The sequence below is a fragment of the Apibacter adventoris genome (assembly GCF_002964975.1).
Classification (GTDB): domain Bacteria; phylum Bacteroidota; class Bacteroidia; order Flavobacteriales; family Weeksellaceae; genus Apibacter; species Apibacter adventoris.
In genome coordinates this window covers 395,236-413,035 of record NZ_PSZM01000001.1, presented here as the reverse complement: position 1 = coordinate 413,035, position 17,800 = coordinate 395,236, and the positions used below count along the sequence as shown (strand labels likewise).

Annotated in this window: 16 protein-coding genes; 2 read left to right on the top strand and 14 right to left on the bottom strand. The window is 29.3% G+C overall.

The annotated features are described in order from the left end of the window. Positions 1-7 precede the first annotated feature (7 nt). From C4S77_RS01930 to C4S77_RS01905, 6 genes are all read right to left on the bottom strand, one after another. Complete coding sequence (locus C4S77_RS01930; protein ID WP_105245656.1) at positions 8-2,470, bottom strand: TonB-dependent receptor domain-containing protein; 2,463 nt, start codon at positions 2,468-2,470, stop codon at positions 8-10. An 83-nt stretch (positions 2,471-2,553) separates the two neighbouring features. Further along, the gene (locus tag C4S77_RS01925) at positions 2,554-3,231 is read right to left on the bottom strand and encodes a LysE family translocator (protein ID WP_105194490.1); all 678 of its coding nucleotides are present in this window, start codon (positions 3,229-3,231) and stop codon (positions 2,554-2,556) included. A 67-nt stretch (positions 3,232-3,298) separates the two neighbouring features. Continuing rightward, entirely contained in the window at positions 3,299-4,051 is a 753-nt protein-coding gene (locus C4S77_RS01920; RefSeq protein ID WP_105245654.1) for a peptidase MA family metallohydrolase, read from the bottom strand. A 41-nt stretch (positions 4,052-4,092) separates the two neighbouring features. Continuing rightward, entirely contained in the window at positions 4,093-6,483 is a 2,391-nt protein-coding gene (locus tag C4S77_RS01915; RefSeq protein WP_105245652.1) for a penicillin-binding protein 1A, read from the bottom strand. Between the two features lie 18 nt (positions 6,484-6,501). Beyond that, on the bottom strand, positions 6,502-6,957 hold the full coding sequence (locus tag C4S77_RS01910) for a gliding motility lipoprotein GldH (RefSeq protein ID WP_105245650.1): 456 nt from the start codon (positions 6,955-6,957) through the stop codon (positions 6,502-6,504). A 24-nt stretch (positions 6,958-6,981) separates the two neighbouring features. Continuing rightward, positions 6,982-8,190, bottom strand: coding sequence for a PSP1 domain-containing protein (locus C4S77_RS01905; protein ID WP_105245648.1), 1,209 nt, complete (start codon positions 8,188-8,190; stop codon positions 6,982-6,984). Between the two features lie 131 nt (positions 8,191-8,321). Between C4S77_RS01905 and C4S77_RS01900 the strand changes: the two genes are divergently transcribed. Together C4S77_RS01900 and C4S77_RS01895 are read left to right on the top strand one after the other, a co-directional pair. Further along, positions 8,322-8,945 (top strand): SprT-like domain-containing protein, encoded by a 624-nt coding sequence (locus C4S77_RS01900; RefSeq protein WP_105245646.1) that lies wholly within the window; start codon positions 8,322-8,324, stop codon positions 8,943-8,945. Further along, on the top strand, positions 8,932-10,020 hold the full coding sequence (locus tag C4S77_RS01895; RefSeq protein WP_105245644.1) for a mannose-1-phosphate guanylyltransferase: 1,089 nt from the start codon (positions 8,932-8,934) through the stop codon (positions 10,018-10,020). Before C4S77_RS01900 ends, C4S77_RS01895 begins: the two co-directional genes overlap by 14 nt. On the opposite strand, the gene C4S77_RS01890 is transcribed toward C4S77_RS01895, so the two are convergent. The 8 genes from C4S77_RS01890 to ccoN form a co-directional block, all read right to left on the bottom strand. Next, positions 10,013-10,798, bottom strand: a complete 786-nt coding sequence (locus tag C4S77_RS01890) for an ABC transporter ATP-binding protein (protein ID WP_105194484.1) — start codon at positions 10,796-10,798, stop codon at positions 10,013-10,015. The two genes, C4S77_RS01895 and C4S77_RS01890, sit on opposite strands and share 8 nt — an antisense overlap. 7 nt (positions 10,799-10,805) lie before the next feature. Beyond that, positions 10,806-11,552: an MlaE family ABC transporter permease gene (locus tag C4S77_RS01885; protein ID WP_245915832.1), complete on the bottom strand. Its 747-nt coding sequence runs from the start codon at positions 11,550-11,552 to the stop codon at positions 10,806-10,808. Positions 11,553-11,634: 82 nt separating this feature from the next. Next, positions 11,635-12,366: a sulfite exporter TauE/SafE family protein gene (locus C4S77_RS01880; protein ID WP_105245642.1), complete on the bottom strand. Its 732-nt coding sequence runs from the start codon at positions 12,364-12,366 to the stop codon at positions 11,635-11,637. Then, positions 12,357-12,821 (bottom strand): FixH family protein, encoded by a 465-nt coding sequence (locus C4S77_RS01875; protein ID WP_105245640.1) that lies wholly within the window; start codon positions 12,819-12,821, stop codon positions 12,357-12,359. The genes C4S77_RS01880 and C4S77_RS01875 overlap by 10 nt, the downstream gene beginning before the upstream one ends. Positions 12,822-12,823: 2 nt before the next feature. Continuing rightward, a complete protein-coding gene (ccoG, locus tag C4S77_RS01870; RefSeq protein ID WP_260209311.1) occupies positions 12,824-14,266 on the bottom strand; it encodes a cytochrome c oxidase accessory protein CcoG in 1,443 nt (480 codons plus the stop codon). Positions 14,267-14,372: 106 nt separating this feature from the next. Next, complete coding sequence (locus tag C4S77_RS01865) at positions 14,373-15,341, bottom strand: cbb3-type cytochrome c oxidase N-terminal domain-containing protein (RefSeq protein ID WP_105245636.1); 969 nt, start codon at positions 15,339-15,341, stop codon at positions 14,373-14,375. Positions 15,342-15,345: 4 nt separating this feature from the next. Continuing rightward, a complete protein-coding gene (locus C4S77_RS01860; protein WP_105194479.1) occupies positions 15,346-15,546 on the bottom strand; it encodes a CcoQ/FixQ family Cbb3-type cytochrome c oxidase assembly chaperone in 201 nt (66 codons plus the stop codon). Positions 15,547-15,552: 6 nt separating this feature from the next. Next, positions 15,553-17,793 carry a cytochrome-c oxidase, cbb3-type subunit I gene (ccoN, locus tag C4S77_RS01855; RefSeq protein WP_105245635.1) on the bottom strand — a complete coding sequence of 747 codons (2,241 nt, stop codon included), beginning with the start codon at positions 17,791-17,793 and terminating at the stop codon, positions 15,553-15,555. Positions 17,794-17,800 lie beyond the last annotated feature (7 nt).

Genomic DNA, 17,800 nt, shown 5'->3' with positions numbered 1-17,800 from the left:
ATAATAGTTACATTCCCATATCATCATCTAAAGAATTTCCTATACTATTTTCTTGTCGGTTCTTTTTTCCTTTTTTAGCATTTTCCTTATTTATCCTATAAGTAAAAGAAATAGTAAACTGTCTAGGTCTCCATTGCATTTCAGAGTAGCGATAAAAATCTGCGCCCCAAGTATCTGTTTTTCTTTTTCTAGATTTAAAAACATCTTGTACATTAAAAAGAATAGTACCTTGTCCTTTTAAAATATCTTTACTTAAGCCTAAATCCATACCAAACGTTTCTTTATTTTTATTTTGTCCGGATTTATTTGGAGCCATATAATTACCTTGTAATTGGAAATTGAAATTTTCAGGGAATTTCACAGTCATATTTAGACGTGTTTGCCAGGTAAATCCACTTTTGTTAAGGTTTTCGGTAATTGAGGTAGAGGTTTGTGTAATCGGGTCTAATTTTTGGAACGTATGGCTACCATAGTTTTTATATTGAAAAAGGTTGACATCTCCAAAAATTCTCCACCATTTATAAGGATTAATTGTATAAGATAGTTCTCCACCATATCGGTTTTCATGCCCTAGATTTATTGGACTCGTGTTTAAATTTCCTAATGGATCAGAAATTGTAACTTTTTGAAAAGGGTCTTCTGTTCTTTGATAATATATGGAAGGTGTAATTCCCCATACCCGATATTGAATGTTATATCCCAATTCAAATGAATTAGTATATGAAGGGTCTAAATCAGGGTTACCTGAAAAGGTATTTTTATCATCAGAAAGATTTTTATAAGAAACTAACATTCTGCTTTTAGGACGATTTATCCTCCTACTATAGCTTAATTGTATCTGACTTTTTTCAGTAACATCATAATTTAAATGAAGAGTAGGAAATAAGTCAGTATAATTTTTGTGAGTGTCGGACTGAGATTTTTCTGATTGTACAATTATAAATGAAGTTTCTTCTCTTAAACCTGCTAAAAATGAAAAGTTTCCCCATTTATTTCCATATTGCAGATAGGCAGAAAGTATATTTTCTTCATAGTTGGTTTTATCAGTATATTCTGGATTGTTAATCCAATGAGTATTTCCCGATGTTAGTTCATCTAAGGAAAAATCGGTTTTAATTTTGGAAAAGTCCGTTCTTACTCCTGCTTCTAACTGAGAGCCTTCTTTGAATGGTAAAACATAATCAGATTTTAACATAAATCCGGTTTGAGTGTTATTGTTTTTATTTTTACCTAGTTTTTTATCAAAAATATTAGAATCAGAATCATCTACACTGTAATTAAACGTACCATCAACAGTTAATGTGTTATTTTTTTTAGAAAATTTATGAGTAAAGTTAAGATTTCCATCTATACCATAGTTATTTCTATTTTGTCTTTCTTTTCTTTCAGAAAAGGTTTGTAATAGTGAAGGAAAATATGTATTGTTATAATATGTTGTACTTAGGTAATTGCTAATGTTGTACTTATATCCTATAGAAGTTGATAAAGAGTTATTTTTGTCAAAATCAAAATTAAACCCAGTATTAGCATTAAATGAAGTTCTTTCTCTATTTCTTTTAGAATTTTGTTCAGAGTATTCATCTTGCAAACCATTTGTGTCATATCCGGTATATTGATTTTTTACATTTCCGTTATTTTTTCCATATCTGAAACCTGCATTTGCAAACCAGTTCCATTTTTCTTTTCCATAACCTAAATTTACATTTGTTCCATATAGTTGAGGGGTACCTCCTAAGACTTGAAAATTACCTGTAAGTCCTTTTTTTACATTTTTTTTTGTAATTATATTGATAATTCCTGCGGTTCCAGAAGCTTCATAACGAGCAGAAGCATTGGTTACCACTTCAATTTTATCTACCATAGCTGCAGATATTGATTTTAAAGCTTCTGCAGTATCATTAATTCCTAACATTGCAGAGGGCTTGCCATCTATAAGAATTTTTACATTTTCATTTCCTCTTAGGCTTACGGTTCCTTCAACATCTACACTTACTGAAGGTACATTTTGCATAACATCTGAAAGAGTACCTGTTTTTGCTGTTAAATCCTGAGAGACATCATATACTTTTTTATCTAATTCTACTTTATATATGGGCTTTGTACCTTGAATTACTATAGCATCTATGTCTTTTACATTTCCCGAAGGTTCCATACTTAATTTGCCTAAAAAAGTATTTACAAGGAGATTTTTTTGATCAAAATATGATTCATAACCTGCTTGATCTACAGTTATATTATACTCTCCCGGAGGTACTTCAAGAGTAAATTTGCCTTTATTATCTGTGAGTTGCCCAAATACTAAAGTTTCATTATTTGTATTTGTTAGGCTTACACTGGAATAGGGAATAGGGGTACCGTTGCCTGACTGGGTTACTATACCAGTTACTTTTATTTTTTGAGAAAACAAAAGAGTGGGTGCGAATAAAAAAAATAATATAATATATCTAAACTTAAGCTGTGAATTTCTCATTATGAATCAAATTAGATTTATAAATCAGACAGACTAAAGGAAAGAAGGTTTAATCATAAATATATTTTGGTTTATTTAAGTATTTATTTTTTATGATTAGGATTATTGTTTTCTATTAATTCAAAAGGATTTTCAGAATTAGTTTTAATAAAGCTTTTACCAAAAAGTATAATTCCAAAAATAAGTAAAGCAATTCCAACTATTTTTTTTATTCTATACACAATCTGATCTGTTAATTTGTTTTGGAATTTATTTGCCAGAAATATTTTAAGGAGATCTACACCAATCATTGTTATAATTAAGCATGACATGTATAAATAGAAATCAGATTGTTTAGGATATTGTGCAGATATTAAAACTACAGTTGTAAGCCAAAAAACAATAACACCTATATTTACCAAATTAAGTATAAAACCATTCATAAAGGTTTTGAAGTAATTTGTAGTAACAATATTAGTTCCCCCTTTTAGGTGTAAATTACCTCTTGATAAAATACTATATAATCCGTAAATAAAAATAATAAACCCGGCAATCATATATAGAGATGGATGAGCATCAATAAAATCTAAAAGGCCTTTACTACCTCTATGTGAAATAATGATACATAACAGATCTGCAGAAATTACCCCTACTTCTAATGCTATGGCAGGTTTAACCCCTTTAGTTAAACTGGTTTCTAGTAATAAAAAAAATACGGGTCCTATTAAGATAAGACTAAGAAATATACCTAATAAAATTGCAGATGTGATAAGAGGTACCATTTATATAGCATTAAGAAATGCTGCAAGTTACATATTTTTAGATTAAATTGTTTCGATGTTTGTTATTTTAACTTTTATGTAGTGTCTTTAAATATTCAATCCATTGATTTTCAAGCGCATTTGCATTAATATGATATACTTTATAAATATCAGTTTTTCGCCAAAATTCTAAAAATTTATCCCAACCGTAAACTGTTATTAAGTATTTTATCAGAGATCCAGATTGTGGATAACAAATTTGTGAATTAAATGTATTGAATTTATTGTTTTTAAATAATTTTTTTAAAGGAATGAGTTGGTTTTTTTTTAATAGTTGATGACATAGTATATCTATATCCTGATTGTTCCAAATCTTATCAGAATAAACTGAAAAACCTTCGGAAATCCATGAATGTGTATTGCCCCAATTTTGATTAGACAATAAATGGACTACTTCATGTGATTCTCCTATAAGAAAATAGCTTTCTATAATTGTATTGCTTTTTGAATAGGAAATAGCGGTATGATTGAGCCCGGTCAGTTTTTTAAAATCATTTTTATCATTTACAATAAAATAATAAATTGGAGTTTTTATATTTTGTATGCCGGTAAATTCTTTAGCTTTATAAATTCCTTTTGTAATTTTTTTTTCAGTTGATAATAAGTTTTTTTCAACAATAGAGTTAGTTTGATAATAGGCAATATAATCTTTAGTCTGGAATGCTTTCCATGTGTAGTTTTTTTTCTTAAAATAAAATTGATTTTGATTCCCACTATATAAAATACTGGAACAATTAGATAGTAAAAAAGTTGAAAGAAAAAAAATAAAAAACTTTTTCATTTTTTTATAAAAAAAGGAAAGTTTAAACTTTCCTTTTTAATTTAATTGTCAAAATTGATTGTATCTTTTTTCTTTAATTGCGAATTAATAGTTTCCTTAGGTGTGTTGTCAACGCTTTCTTCAATATCATAATTTTGCGACGAGGAATATCCTCCGTCATAAGCGCCATAGGAAGCCAAATCATCACAACCAAAATTTGCACCCATAGTTTCCGGTTTAATAAATTTATCTTCTTGAGAAATACCAAGTTTTTTATCAGCATATACTTTTTGCATAAAGTATGCCCAAATAGGAAGAGCCATACTAGAACCTTGTCCTATAGAAGTTGAAGCGAAGTGTGCATATCTGTCTTCCCAACCTACCCAAACTCCTGTTGCAAGTTTAGGGGCTATACCGATAAACCAACCATCTGCATTTTTATTGGTAGTTCCGGTTTTTCCGGCTATTTCAGCTTTAATACCCATACCTCGTAATCTTTTCCCTGTACCAAAATCTACTACTCCTTTCATAAGATCTATCATGGTATAGGCATAAATTTCATTCATAACCTCTCGGATTTGAGGCTGATATTCTTTAATTACTTTTCCATTGTTATCTTCTATTCTCCAAATCATTTCAGGTTTTATATAGTTACCATAATTAGCAAATGTACTATAAGCTCCTACCATTTCATATATTGTTAAATCTGCAGAACCTAAAGCAATTGTGTTATTTCTAGGTATTCGGCTTTCAACACCTAGATCTTTAGCCATTTGAATAACGGCATCGGCTCCGGTTGCATTAATAAGCCGTGCTGTAACTGCATTTTGCGAATATGCTAAAGCATGTCGTAAATCAGGATTTCCCCCTTTACCGTAAACGGTCCAACTTTTATTGGAATAAGTGGCATTGGATATTTGTGTACATGGTGTATAGTTTAAAGTCTTTATGGCAGTAGCATATACAAAAGGTTTAAATGTAGAACCTACTTGCCTTTGTGCTTGTTTTACATGGTCATATTGGAAATGTTTCCAGTTTATTCCTCCTATCCATGCTTTTATATTTCCGGTATTAGGCTCTATAGCCATAAGACCTGCCTGTACTATATGTTTATGATATCTTATAGAATCCCAAGGAGACATTATAGTATCTCTATCTCCTTTCCATGTAAATATTTGTAATTCTATAGGTTTTTTAAATTCCTTTATAATATCTTCTTCTGATAGACCTTTAGCTTTTAAATTTTTGTATCTTCCTGTTCTACGCATTGCGCTTTTCATAAGGTTATTATATACTTCTTCTATAGGCCGATCTTTTTGATCTGCATATGTATAAAAAGGTGCATATTTTCTTCCTTTTTGTTCTTTAAAAAATATGTTTTGAAGATATTTTACATGTTTTTCAATGGCTTCTTCTGCATATTTTTGCATTTTAGAATCTAGTGTGACATAAATTTTTAAACCATCTCTATATAAATTGTATTTTTTACCGGTTTGTTTTTCATAGTCACTTAATATATCATTAACTTCTTTTTTAAGAGCATATTTAAAATAGGCAGAATATCCCTCGCCTATTTCTTTTACCGGTCTATAGTCCAATTTTACAGGGGTTTCTTTTATTGAAGCATATTCTTCTTGTGTTATATAACCTTGTTCTGTCATCAATTTTAGAACAATATCTCTTCTTTTTTGTGCATTTTCTGGATTAATTTTTGGATTATTAAGTCTAGGGTTTTCAAGCATAGCTACTAAGGTTGCACACTCTGATAGATTTAAATTTTTGGTATCTTTATTAAAGTATACTTTAGATGCTGTAGCGATTCCATTAGCACTAAATAGGAAGTCAAATTTATTAAGATATAGAGTGATAATTTCGTCTTTGGTATAAAGTTTTTCAAGTTGTACGGCAATTATAATTTCTTTAATTTTTTGGAAAACACGTCCAATTTTATTTTTGGAAACACCCTTGTAGGCAAAATTGCCATCATCATCATCTTTTTGAGTAAATAATAATTTTGCTAACTGTTGGGTTAATGTACTTCCGCCTCCTCTCTTACCACCAAATACAACAGCTCTGAAAAGAGCTTTTTTGTCTACGCCTGAATGTTCACGAAAACGTTCATCTTCTTTAGCCATTAATGCATATACTAATGCTTGAGGCAGATCTTTATATTCTACAGGTATTCTTTTTTCTTTTTCAAATTTTTGTAAGACTACTCCATCAGAAGAGATAATTTCTGAAGCTACAAAAATTTCAGGATTTTCTAAATCTCTAACGTCAGGCATTTCACCAAAAAAACCATAAATTGTTAGTACAAATAACAATATAAAAGCAAGGAGTCCGGCAAAAAATATTCCCCAGAACCATAAGAGGCATTTTTTTATAAAACTTTTTTTAGAAGTTTTTTTTATTGTATTGCTAGTGTTGATTTTCTTTTTATTTGTTGATTCCATAATTTTTTATATGGTTTGTTATTCAATATTTACTCCAAAATCTTCAATTCCTTTTAAAGTATCTTTTCGCATTCCTTGAACTATATAAAGTGTATACAGCCCATTTTTAGGGAAATTAAATTCTTTTTTATATCGTAGATTAATTTCTTTTACAGAACCTACTCCTGTGCCTAACCATTTCCCACTGTTGTCTGCCAAAAAATAATTTAGGGTATCCACTGTAACAATATTTTTTCCTTGTTTTAGTTTTACAAATAAATATATGTTACTAAACGGGTAATCATTATTATTTCTTACAATAAAATTTATATTTTTTTTGTTTTCGGAATTTTGTACTTTAAATGTAAAATTCAAAGTATCTTTTTTATTCCATGAATTTTTTACATTGATGATATCGGAATATTCTATATGATTATTGCATTGTATACAAAGTAATCCTATAAGTGTTAAATAAAAAATAAGTGATCTTTTCATACTTATTGTTATCGTAAAAAGTATTTATGGGTTATTCTTTCTGGAATTTTTTTTTCTTTGTCCTGAATTTTTCTTTTCATTAACAGGATTATTTAATAATTTTTCGTTTTTTTTAGATTTAGTTTTGTTATTAGATCTTTTTTTGTTGTTAGATTTCGTTCTTTTTTCAAATCTATTTAAGTTATTTTCTTCAATTAAATCTACTTTCACAATTTCTTTTTCTAATAACTCATCCAGAGGTTTAATAATAATTCCTTTTTTGTTTAGCTCTATTAGTTTTTTTAAATCATAAATATTTATAGGATACCAGGATATTGAATTATCAGTGTAAGTAAACCACATTTGCTTTCTAAAAACATCAACTTTTATACAAAAGGCTTTTCCTTTTTCGGTATCTAATATAGTTTGGCTTGAAGGGAAGTCAGCAAGAGCATCGACATAAATATCTAATTCAAAATTTAAACAACACTTGAGTTTTCCACATTGTCCAGCCAGTTTTTGAGGATTGATGGATAATTGTTGATATCTTGCTGCAGCAGTATTTACTGATCTGAAATCCGTTAACCAAGTAGAACAACAAAGTTCTCTTCCACAAGAACCTATACCGCCTACTTTTGCACTTTCTTGTCTATATCCTATTTGTCGCATATCAATTTTAGATCTGAATGCTACAGCATATTCTTTAATTAATTGCCTGAAATCAACTCTACCTTCAGAAGTGTAATATAAGGTAACTTTGGATCCGTCTCCTTGATATTCAACATCACAAATTTTCATTTGTAGCCCTAAGTCTTTTGAAATTTTTCTTGCTTCTAGCATTACTCTATTTTCTTTGGCTTTGAAATTTTGCCAAATATCGACATCTTTAGGGGTAGCTTTTCTATATATTTTTAGAATTTCTTCATACTTTACTTTTTTCTTTTTCATTTGAATTTTAACTAATTCTCCTGTTAAAGATACTACTCCTACATCGTGTCCTGAAGAAGCTTCTACGGCTACAATGTCTCCTATGTTTATGGCTAATGAAGAATCTTTAATATAAAAATCTTTTCTATCATTTTTAAATCGTACTTCTAAATATTGAGGTTGGTGATTATTGAATTCGGGTGAATGAATGTTGGATAGCCAGTCAAATACAGAAAGCTTACTATTACAGTTCCCTGTTCCGCAAGCTCCATTATTTTTACAACCTTGGGGAAGATTGTTTGAACTACATGATCCACATGTTTCCATATTCTACATTTTAATCTAATTTACAAAGATAGATATTTTTTAATGCTTAAGTTCTAAAATATTTTTTTAAATTGTCATTTAATTTCTTTTGTATAGTTACTTTTTTCAATAGAATATTAGATTTTTATTACATGAGATTAGAAAATAAAATAGATTATTCAAAATTACTTCCTCATATATCTTTAAAAGCAATAACATTTATTGAAAGATGGTTGAGTCCTTATTATTTTCATTTAATAATAAAAAATCCTAGAGAAACTAAATTAGGAGATTACAAATTTCCAAAGAAAGGTAATCCGCATAGAATAACAATAAATGCAGGAATGCCACAATCATTGTGTTTTTTAACATTAACTCACGAGATAGCTCATTTAATTTCTTTTGACCTTTTTGGGACTAAAATTAGGCCACATGGGAAAGAATGGAAAAAAGTATTTTCTGATTTAATAATTGAAAGTATTTCAGCATATGATGAGGCTAGTAGAAACTATTTGTTAAAATATGCGAAAAAACCTAAGGCTAGTTTTTATGCAGATAAAGAATTGTCTGAATATTTTACCAGATTACAAAATCCTAAAGCTTTATTATTAAAAGATATAGATGATAATACGTGGTTTAAACTTAACAATAAAGTTTTTCTTAAACTTGAAAAAGTAAATTCTCGTTATATTTGCATGGAAAGAATGACCAAAAAGAGATATTTTATAATAGGAAATGCTCTTATTGATGAAATAATTGAATATGATAAAAAATAAAGATTATTATTGTGTAATATTAGCCGGAGGAATTGGTAGTCGTTTTTGGCCTATAAGTACATCTAAACTACCTAAACAATTTCATGATATTTTAGGCACAGGTAAAACTTTAGTACAGCAAACTTTTGATAGATTAAATAAAATTATATTAAAAGAAAATATATTTATTATTACTAATGAGGAGTATGTAGATCTAACTTTAAGTCAGTTGCCCCATATATCGAGAGAGCAAGTAATAGGGGAAACAGTAATGATGAATACTGCTGCGTGTAATGCGTATATGGCAGAAAAAATTTTTCACTTGAATCCTAATGCTACAATTATTGTAGCACCCTCAGATCATCTTATTCTTGAAGAAAAATCTTTTATGAAAGATATATTATTCGGAATGGATCGTGCAAGTAAAAAAGATATTTTAGTAACATTAGGGATTCATCCTACTCGCCCTGATACCGGATATGGATATATAGAATTTGAAAAAAAAAATGTAGATAAATTTCATAAAGTAAAATCATTTAAAGAAAAACCAGATTTAGAGACAGCCTATAAATTTGTTGAGTCTAAAAGATTTTTATGGAATTCAGGAATTTTTATTTGGTCAGCTCAAAGTATATTAAATTCTTTTCAAAAATACTTGCCAGATATGTATTATACATTTGAAAGTGTTGAGGGATATAATACTAATAGGGAAAAAAATGAAGTAGATAAAATATATCCCAATTTGCAAAAAATATCAATAGATTATGGTATTTTAGAAAAGTCTGATAATGTGTGGGTAATTTCTTCATCTTTTGGTTGGAGTGATTTAGGTACTTGGGGAGCTCTATACGAAAACTTTGATAAAAATGAGGATGGCAATGTATTACATGGAAATCATGTTTATACATATAATACAGCAAATACTATAATAAAAACTAATCGTGATAATAAAATCTTTATTGTTGACGGGCTAAAAGATTATATTATTGTAGATACAGATAACGCTTTATTAGTTTGTCCAAAGAATAAAGATCAAAAGATTAAAGAATATTTAGACAATATTAAAAAGATGGAAAATGGTGAAAATTTTATTTAATATTTTGTTCTTTTTTTAAATTGTAAATCATGGCTTCTCTAGCCATAGTAAATATTTTTGAGGAGAAAACAAATTTAATTAAATTTTGATTAGTGGTAGTTAGAATTGAATTTTTATCTCCTTCCCATTCTTTTATTCCATTTTTAAGATATACAATATTTTCTCCTATTTCGAGAACAGAATTCATGTCATGTGTATTTATAATTGTGGTTGTATTATACTCAAGAGTTATTTCATGGATCAATTTATCAATTAATTGAGAAGTTTGCGGATCTAATCCTGAATTAGGCTCATCACAAAAAAGGTATTTAGGATTGTTTACTATTGCTCTGGCTATAGCCACTCTTTTTTGCATTCCTCCTGATATTTCAGAGGGATATTTTTTACCTGCATCTCTTAGATTGACTCTTTCCAATACTTCAGCTACTCTATTTCTTTTTTCAGATGTGGTTAGATTGGTAAACATTTCTAATGGAAATTTAACATTTTGTTCAACAGTCATTGAATCAAAAAGAGCGCTACCCTGGAAAACTGTTCCTATTTCACTTCTCAAATTTTGTCTTTCAATATTTGATAATTTAGAAGCATTTATTTTTTCATAATAAATATCTCCGGATGTAGGATCAAATAATCCTAATAAACATTTTAAAAAAACAGTTTTTCCAGATCCACTTTGCCCAATTATAAGATTTGTTTTTCCTTTTTCAAATGTGGCAGAAATTCCTTTTAATACTTCAATACCATCAAATTTTTTGGTTATATTATCTGCTATAATCATTTTTTTATTAGTCTAATAAAATTTGAGTAAGAATTAAATCCATAATAATGATGGAAACAGTAGTCCATACAACAGCTAATGTACTGTTTTTACCTACTTCTAAAGATCCGCCTTTTACAGTATATCCATAATAAGAAGGTATAGTTGCTATTAGAAATGCAAATACAAAAGTTTTAATAAAACAGTAATAAATAAAAAAATCGGGAGATGGGTTTTGCAAACCTTTAACATAATCAATATTTGCCCATTTACCTGTAGCTACTCCGGCAATGTATCCTCCAAAAATACCTATTACCACACTTATCATTATTAAAACTAAATTAAAAAATAAAGAAGCTATAACTTTAGGTAAAATAAGATAAGAAGGAGTGTTTACCCCCATAACTTCTAATGCATCTATTTGTTCGGTCACTCTCATGGTCCCAATACTTGAAGCAATAAATGAACCTACTTTCCCTGCTAAAATAATGCTAATAATAGTGGGGCAAAATTCTAGGATTAATACTACTTTAGTTGCATATCCAACATAAAAATCGGGAATAGGAAAAGAAGAGGCTTTAAAATTATTATACATTTGTATAGCTACGATAGCACCCACAAAAAAAGAAAGAAAAATAACCAAACCTACGGAATTGATTCCCAGGTCATTAATTTCCTGGATTACATTTTTCCTTAAAATCTTTCTCTTTTGTGGTTTTTGAAACACTCTTAGCATTAAAAGAGAATATTCACCAATAATTGAAATCATTTTCATAATTGTGCTAAGTTAATATTTTTTTAAGATGTATGAGAAATAATGGAGAGTATAAATCTTAAATATGAAATTAATTTTCTAATTATTCACAACAATTTCTAATATGTTTTTTTTGTTCTATTTCTAATGCTTTATTGGAAGGGGAAATCATATGAATGCCTAACCCTAACCCTCTTAAAATAAATAAAATCCCTAATATAGCAATGAAATATGGAAAGAATTTTAAAACTTTAGTCCTTATTTTCAAATTTACTACTTTCCCTATTAGAGTAGTAATAAACATAAAAGGAAATGTGCCCAACCCAAAAATAGCCATAAAAATCATTCCTTGTAAAATTCCTCCGGCAGCTATAGAAGAAGTGAGGGCTACATAAACAGCACCGCAAGGTAAAAATCCATTTAAAATCCCTGTTATATATCTTGAAATATTTCCTTTTTTACTTAAAAATTTACTTAAGAATATTTTTATTTTAACCATAAATTTATTTATAGGTTTGAAATTTCCACCGATTTCTGTTGTTTTTCCAGGGAGTAAAACCATTAATAATAAAAGAATTCCGGATAAAATAGATATTTGTTTTTGATATCCTGCTATGTCTAAACTTTTTCCAACAATTCCAACAATTCCACCTAATATGGTATAAGTAGTAATTCTTCCTAATTGATAAAGTAGATTTTGTGTATAAAATTTAAATTTGTTATTGGAGTCTAGTCCTAATGAAAATGCAATAGGTCCACACATTCCTACACAATGAAAACCACTGAGTAATCCTAGGCTAAGCGCGGTATATAAATATATTCCATTTATTTCCATATTATGGGAACTTCCATTTGATAATTTATTTTATCTTTTGACCAATAAAGTTTTAGAGTATATCTTCCTTTAACAAGTATTTTATTTTTATTAGGAATAAGAATTGTATTTTGTGGGGATAAATCTAAAAAATTTTTCTTAATATCCAGTTCTTTAGAATTTGCTCTAAATAAAAGAAATCTCCCTTTTGTATTTGTCAGATTAAATTCTTTTGGGAAAGTTATTAATATACCTGTACTATCCATATTAATTTCCGGCCTTTCCTTTAATTTTGCAGCATTTTTAGTGGCATCAATTTCCTGTTGATAATTTATTTCTTCCTCGTAATATTCATCAGTAACAAGATCAAATGAATTTTTTGAAAATTCAATACTAAATACCATAAAGCATATAAATAAAATGAAGCATACCAAGGCAATTATTATTCCGTGAGCCCAAGTAAATTTGAATTTCATAATTAAAATCTTAAGTTAGAAGGTCCTATAAAATTTGTTTTATATTGATCAATTTTCTTTCCCTTATCATCAAAAACTCCTATGATTATTTCTTCTTTTGTGTTTTTTAAAGTAGATTTTGGGATTTTAACTGTAGCAATTCCTTTGAGTGTACTTTTTGCTTTTATGGAAAAATGAGTTCCATAACCTAATAAAAAAATTTCTGCATTTGTAGGTTGTATTACTTTGACATTTAAATTTTTATTTTCGGTTGTTTTATTAGCAAAAATAAATTGGTATTCATCAACAATAAGATTGTCTTCTACAGAAAACTGTGTTCCTGTTTCTTTCAAGAATTTTGTTTCCACACTAGATCTTATAAATAGCAAAGATGTACATACTGAAACTAAAATAATTAAGACCAAAGTATATGCATTGACTCGGGGAGTAAATTTAAACTTAGATCTTTTTTCAATCATATTTTCAGAAGCATATTTGATTAAACCGGTAGGAAATCCAATTTTTGTCATAACTTCATCGCAAGCATCTATACAAGCTGTACAGTTTACACATTCTAATTGACTTCCATTTCTAATATCAATTCCGGTAGGACATACTGCAACACATTGTCCGCAATCAATGCAATCTCCTTTACCAAGAGTTTTCCTATCTTCATTTTTTTTCCACTTACATCTACCTGCAGTACTTTCCCCTCTTATGAAATCATAAGCAACATTTATAGTATCTTTATCGATTAAAACTCCTTGTAATCTACCATAAGGACAAATAAAGGTACACGCTTGTTCTCTAAACCAGGCAAATACAAAATAAAATAAACTGGTAAAAATTAATAGTCCTAAAAATGTAGAAATATTTTCTGATGGACCTTCAATTACTATTTTTTTTAATGCATCAATTCCAATTATATAAGAGAGAAATAAATTAGAAATAATGAAAGATATAATAGCAAAAATGGTCCACTTTAATAATTTTTTCCGTATTTTTTCACTATCCCAATTTTGCTTGTCTAGTCTGATCTGTTTATTTCTATCTCCTTCAATTAAATATTCTATTTTTCTGAATATATGTTCCATAAAAATGGTTTGTGGACAGATCCAACCACAAAAAATTCTACCATATATTACGGTAAAGACTATAATAAAAACAACAGATGTAACTAATCCAATAGCAAATAAATAAAAATCAGAGGGTGAAAAATATGCCCCGAAAATGTAAAATTGACGATTTAATATATCGAATAAAAAAAGTGGATTTCCTTTTATTTTAATGAATGGAGAAATAAATAAAAAAAGTAGCAAACAAGTACTTACTATATCTCTGTATTTAGTATATTTTCCTTTAGGTTTCTTTGGATATACCCATTTTCTTTTTCCGGTTTGGTCAGCAGTTGCCAAAGTTGTTCTAAAACTATCATTTTCATTTTTTACATCTTGAGTTTCAGGCATCTTCTGATACATTTTATAGATATTTATAGTTATAAAGTGAAAATACGAAAAAGCCTATTTATTATAAGGAAGAATAAACAGACTTTTTGTATATATTATTTTATTTCTAATTAGAAGCAGCAGCCTCTTTTACAGTTCCTATTTTTACAGTTTTTCCTTCAGCAGCAGCAGCAGCAACTATTGCTTCTCCGCCTTTTACCCATGGAGCAATATCACCTTGCGGAGCCTTACCTTCAGATGATCCATCAGGTTTCTTTTTAGATTGTTGGTTTAATGAATATATGTAGCTGGATACTTTCATGATATCATTTCCTTTTAGCTCTCCGGTAGCGCCAAATGCTCGCATTGTTAGATCATTTTTACTACCATTCCATACCATGTAGAAAATATTTTTAAATTCATCGGTTTGATAAATATTGATCCAATAATCATCGGTTTGGTTAGGACCAGCAAGACCTGTACCTCCTTCACCATGACAAGTTTTACAAGTTTGGTCATAAATTTGCTTACCTTCTTCTACATTTTCAGGTTTATATTCTGCGGTTTCTAAAGTAGCCTGAGGAGCTGTTTTTTCATATTCTGTTATTTCAGCAAGTTGTGTTTTATATTCTTCATCGTATTCTTTATCAGGATGTGCAAAATCAGTAAATGAATAAGCAACAAAATATATGCAAGCAAAAGTTATAGTTACAGCAAATAATCCAATATACCATCTAGGTAATTGATTGTCTAGTTCTTTTATTCCGTCATATCCATGATCTAAAATTTCAACCGTACCGTCTTTTTCTTCTTGTGAATTTTTAAAGGCACTATTCCAAGCTCTTGTCCAAAAAGGAATTTTAAGTAATTCTAAATATTCCTTTTTTTCTTCTTCTGATAATTGTTTAAATTTTTCAGCATCAATCAATGTGTTTAATGAATTATTAATTAATAACAAAACAATTGAAATTGATATTGTTGATAAATATATGGGGCTTGTTATGAATTTAAAGTTCTCTAAGAACATATAAAATGCTCCTGTAATTAAGCATACTGCTATTATTAGGATTATTATAAATGGTGTTCTTGGTTTCATATTTTTAATTAGTATTGTTTAAATTAGTATCCTCATCAGGTTCATCTAAAGGTAAATTACTCATATCATGGTAATATTTTTTAGGTTTTTTTACAACCACAATGATTAAAAATAAAAAAAATAAAAAGAATAGCAAAAGCGCAATGCTTTGGTATATCGTCGCATTGTCAACTCCGGCTACTATTTTATTATAAAACTTTAGCATTGTAAATTAATTACTAGCTGTTTGTATTTGAGTTTTTTTTATGTCTGTACCCAACCTTTGTAAATAAGCAATTAATGCAATAATTTCTCTTTTTTCTAAAGGTACAAATTCCTTACCTTCTTTTTTAGCCTCTGCTAAAGAAGCATCATAACTTTTTTTATAATCAGGACTGCTGGTAAAAATATCTGAAACAATTTTTTTTGCTTGGGCAGACATATTTGCTTGATAATTTTTTATATCTCCATCTGAATATTCTACGCCAAACCAATTTTTCATTAACTCGAGTTTTTCTTTTGTTTTGGATACATCTAATTTATTATATATAAGCCAAGGGTAACGAGGCATAATTGAACCGGGAGATGTAGATCTCGGATCGAGCATATGGGTAAAATGCCATGAACTTGGATTTTTTCCTCCTTCTCTGTGTAAATCGGGACCTGTTCTTTTAGATCCCCATAAAAATGGTCTATCATAAACATATTCTCCGGCTTTCGAATACTCTCCATATCGTACAACTTCATCTCTAAAAGGACGTATCATTTGTGAGTGGCAAGCATTACAGCCTTCTCTTATATATAAATCTCTACCTTCTAGCTCAAGTGGGGTGTAGGGTTTTACACTTGAAATTTGAGGTATATTGGATTTTACAAATATTGTAGGTAAAATTTCAATAGCTCCCCCTGTAGCTAATGCTATAAATGCTAAAATAATGAAATAAAGAGGCATTCTTTCTAACCAAGAATGTGTTTTTTCATTTGTTCCTTTTTTTGGAGAAAGTTTTAAAGCAGGAGCTTCTGCATCTTCGTTAGCTAAGAATTTACCTTTTCTAACGGTGGCAATAATGTTAAAAGCTAAAAGAATTCCACCACATAGATACAAAGAACCTCCGACAAATCTGAAAATGTAAAAATTTCTTAATGCAGTTACAGTTTCCAAAAAGTTTTTTGTTACAAGGGTACCGTCTGGATTAAATTGTTTCCACATTAATCCTTGGGTAAATCCACTCATATATAAAGGTACGGCATACAAAACTATTCCTAAAGTTGCTAACCAAAAATGCCAGTTTGCTAGTTTTACAGAGTATAATTTAGTTCTAAATATTCTAGGAATTATAAAGTATAACATTCCAAAGATCATCATTCCATTCCAACCTAAAGCTCCCACATGTACATGTGCTATAATCCAATCAGTAAAGTGACCTATTTTATTTAATGTTTTAGTTGCTAAAATTGGACCTTCAAAAGTTGCCATTCCATAGCAGGTAACAGCTACAACGAACATTTTAAGTACAGGATCTTCTCTTACTTTATCCCATGCACCTCTTAAGGTTAGTAAGCCATTTAACATTCCTCCCCAAGAAGGAGCTAATAACATGATTGAAAAAGCAGTACCCAGCATTTGCGTCCAGCCGGGAAGTGAAGTATATAATAGGTGGTGTGGCCCTGCCCACATGTATACAAAAATTAATGACCAGAAATGTATAATTGATAGTTTATATGAAAATACAGGTCTATTTGCAGCCTTAGGTAAATAGTAATACATGAGCCCCAGGATAGGGGTTGTTAAGAAAAATGCTACCGCATTGTGCCCAAACCACCATTGTACTAATGCATCTTGTACTCCTGAATAGAGTGAGTAACTTTTTGGGTGTAAAATATTTCCATCTAAAGGTATTTCTAAGTTGTTAAATACCCACAATAAAGTAATTCCTATCCATGTTGCTATATAAAACCATAAGGCAACATACATATGTCCTACTCTTCTTTTAGCAATAGCAATAAACATATTTAAGCCAAATAGAATCCAAATTACCGCTACTAAAATATCAATAGGCCATTCATGTTCAGCATATTCTTTAGATGTGTTTATTCCCATAAGGAAAGTAACCGCCACTAATACAATAATTATTTGCCAACCCCAGAAATGTATCCAGGATATTAGATCATTAGTTCTTGTTTTTAAAAGTCTTTGGGCGGAATAATAAAAGCCTGTAAAGAATCCATTACCTACGAAAGCATAAATTACTGCACTGGTATGCAGCATTCTAAGTCTTCCGTAACCAAGGAATCCTTGAGATTTTGCGAGGTCCATCCCATCATTTCCAAAAAAAACTTCTGGTAATGACGGGAAAAACAACAATAATGCAACAGTAAGCCCTACTATAAAGCCAATAATAGCCCAAAATATTGTGGCATAAGCAAAAGCTTTTACTATTTTGTTGTCATACGAAAATTTCTGTGTTTCCATTTTTTGA

Bases quoted from the DNA above. Each gene is read 5' to 3' on its own strand.
- C4S77_RS01915 (WP_105245652.1), bottom strand. From the start codon at position 6,483: ATGGAATCAACAAATAAAAAGAAAATCAACACTAGCAATACAATAAAA.
- ccoG (WP_260209311.1), bottom strand. From the start codon at position 14,266: ATGCCTGAAACTCAAGATGTAAAAAATGAAAATGATAGTTTTAGAACA.
- C4S77_RS01895 (WP_105245644.1), top strand. From the start codon at position 8,932: ATGATAAAAAATAAAGATTATTATTGTGTAATATTAGCCGGAGGAATT.
- C4S77_RS01905 (WP_105245648.1), bottom strand. From the start codon at position 8,190: ATGGAAACATGTGGATCATGTAGTTCAAACAATCTTCCCCAAGGTTGT.
- C4S77_RS01885 (WP_245915832.1), bottom strand. From the start codon at position 11,552: ATGAAAATGATTTCAATTATTGGTGAATATTCTCTTTTAATGCTAAGA.
- C4S77_RS01865 (WP_105245636.1), bottom strand. From the start codon at position 15,341: ATGAAACCAAGAACACCATTTATAATAATCCTAATAATAGCAGTATGC.
- C4S77_RS01860 (WP_105194479.1), bottom strand. From the start codon at position 15,546: ATGCTAAAGTTTTATAATAAAATAGTAGCCGGAGTTGACAATGCGACG.
- ccoN (WP_105245635.1), bottom strand. From the start codon at position 17,793: ATGGAAACACAGAAATTTTCGTATGACAACAAAATAGTAAAAGCTTTT.
- C4S77_RS01930 (WP_105245656.1), bottom strand. From the start codon at position 2,470: ATGAGAAATTCACAGCTTAAGTTTAGATATATTATATTATTTTTTTTA.
- C4S77_RS01880 (WP_105245642.1), bottom strand. From the start codon at position 12,366: ATGGAAATAAATGGAATATATTTATATACCGCGCTTAGCCTAGGATTA.
- C4S77_RS01925 (WP_105194490.1), bottom strand. From the start codon at position 3,231: ATGGTACCTCTTATCACATCTGCAATTTTATTAGGTATATTTCTTAGT.
- C4S77_RS01900 (WP_105245646.1), top strand. From the start codon at position 8,322: ATGAGATTAGAAAATAAAATAGATTATTCAAAATTACTTCCTCATATA.
- C4S77_RS01920 (WP_105245654.1), bottom strand. From the start codon at position 4,051: ATGAAAAAGTTTTTTATTTTTTTTCTTTCAACTTTTTTACTATCTAAT.
- C4S77_RS01910 (WP_105245650.1), bottom strand. From the start codon at position 6,957: ATGAAAAGATCACTTATTTTTTATTTAACACTTATAGGATTACTTTGT.
- C4S77_RS01890 (WP_105194484.1), bottom strand. From the start codon at position 10,798: ATGATTATAGCAGATAATATAACCAAAAAATTTGATGGTATTGAAGTA.
- C4S77_RS01875 (WP_105245640.1), bottom strand. From the start codon at position 12,821: ATGAAATTCAAATTTACTTGGGCTCACGGAATAATAATTGCCTTGGTA.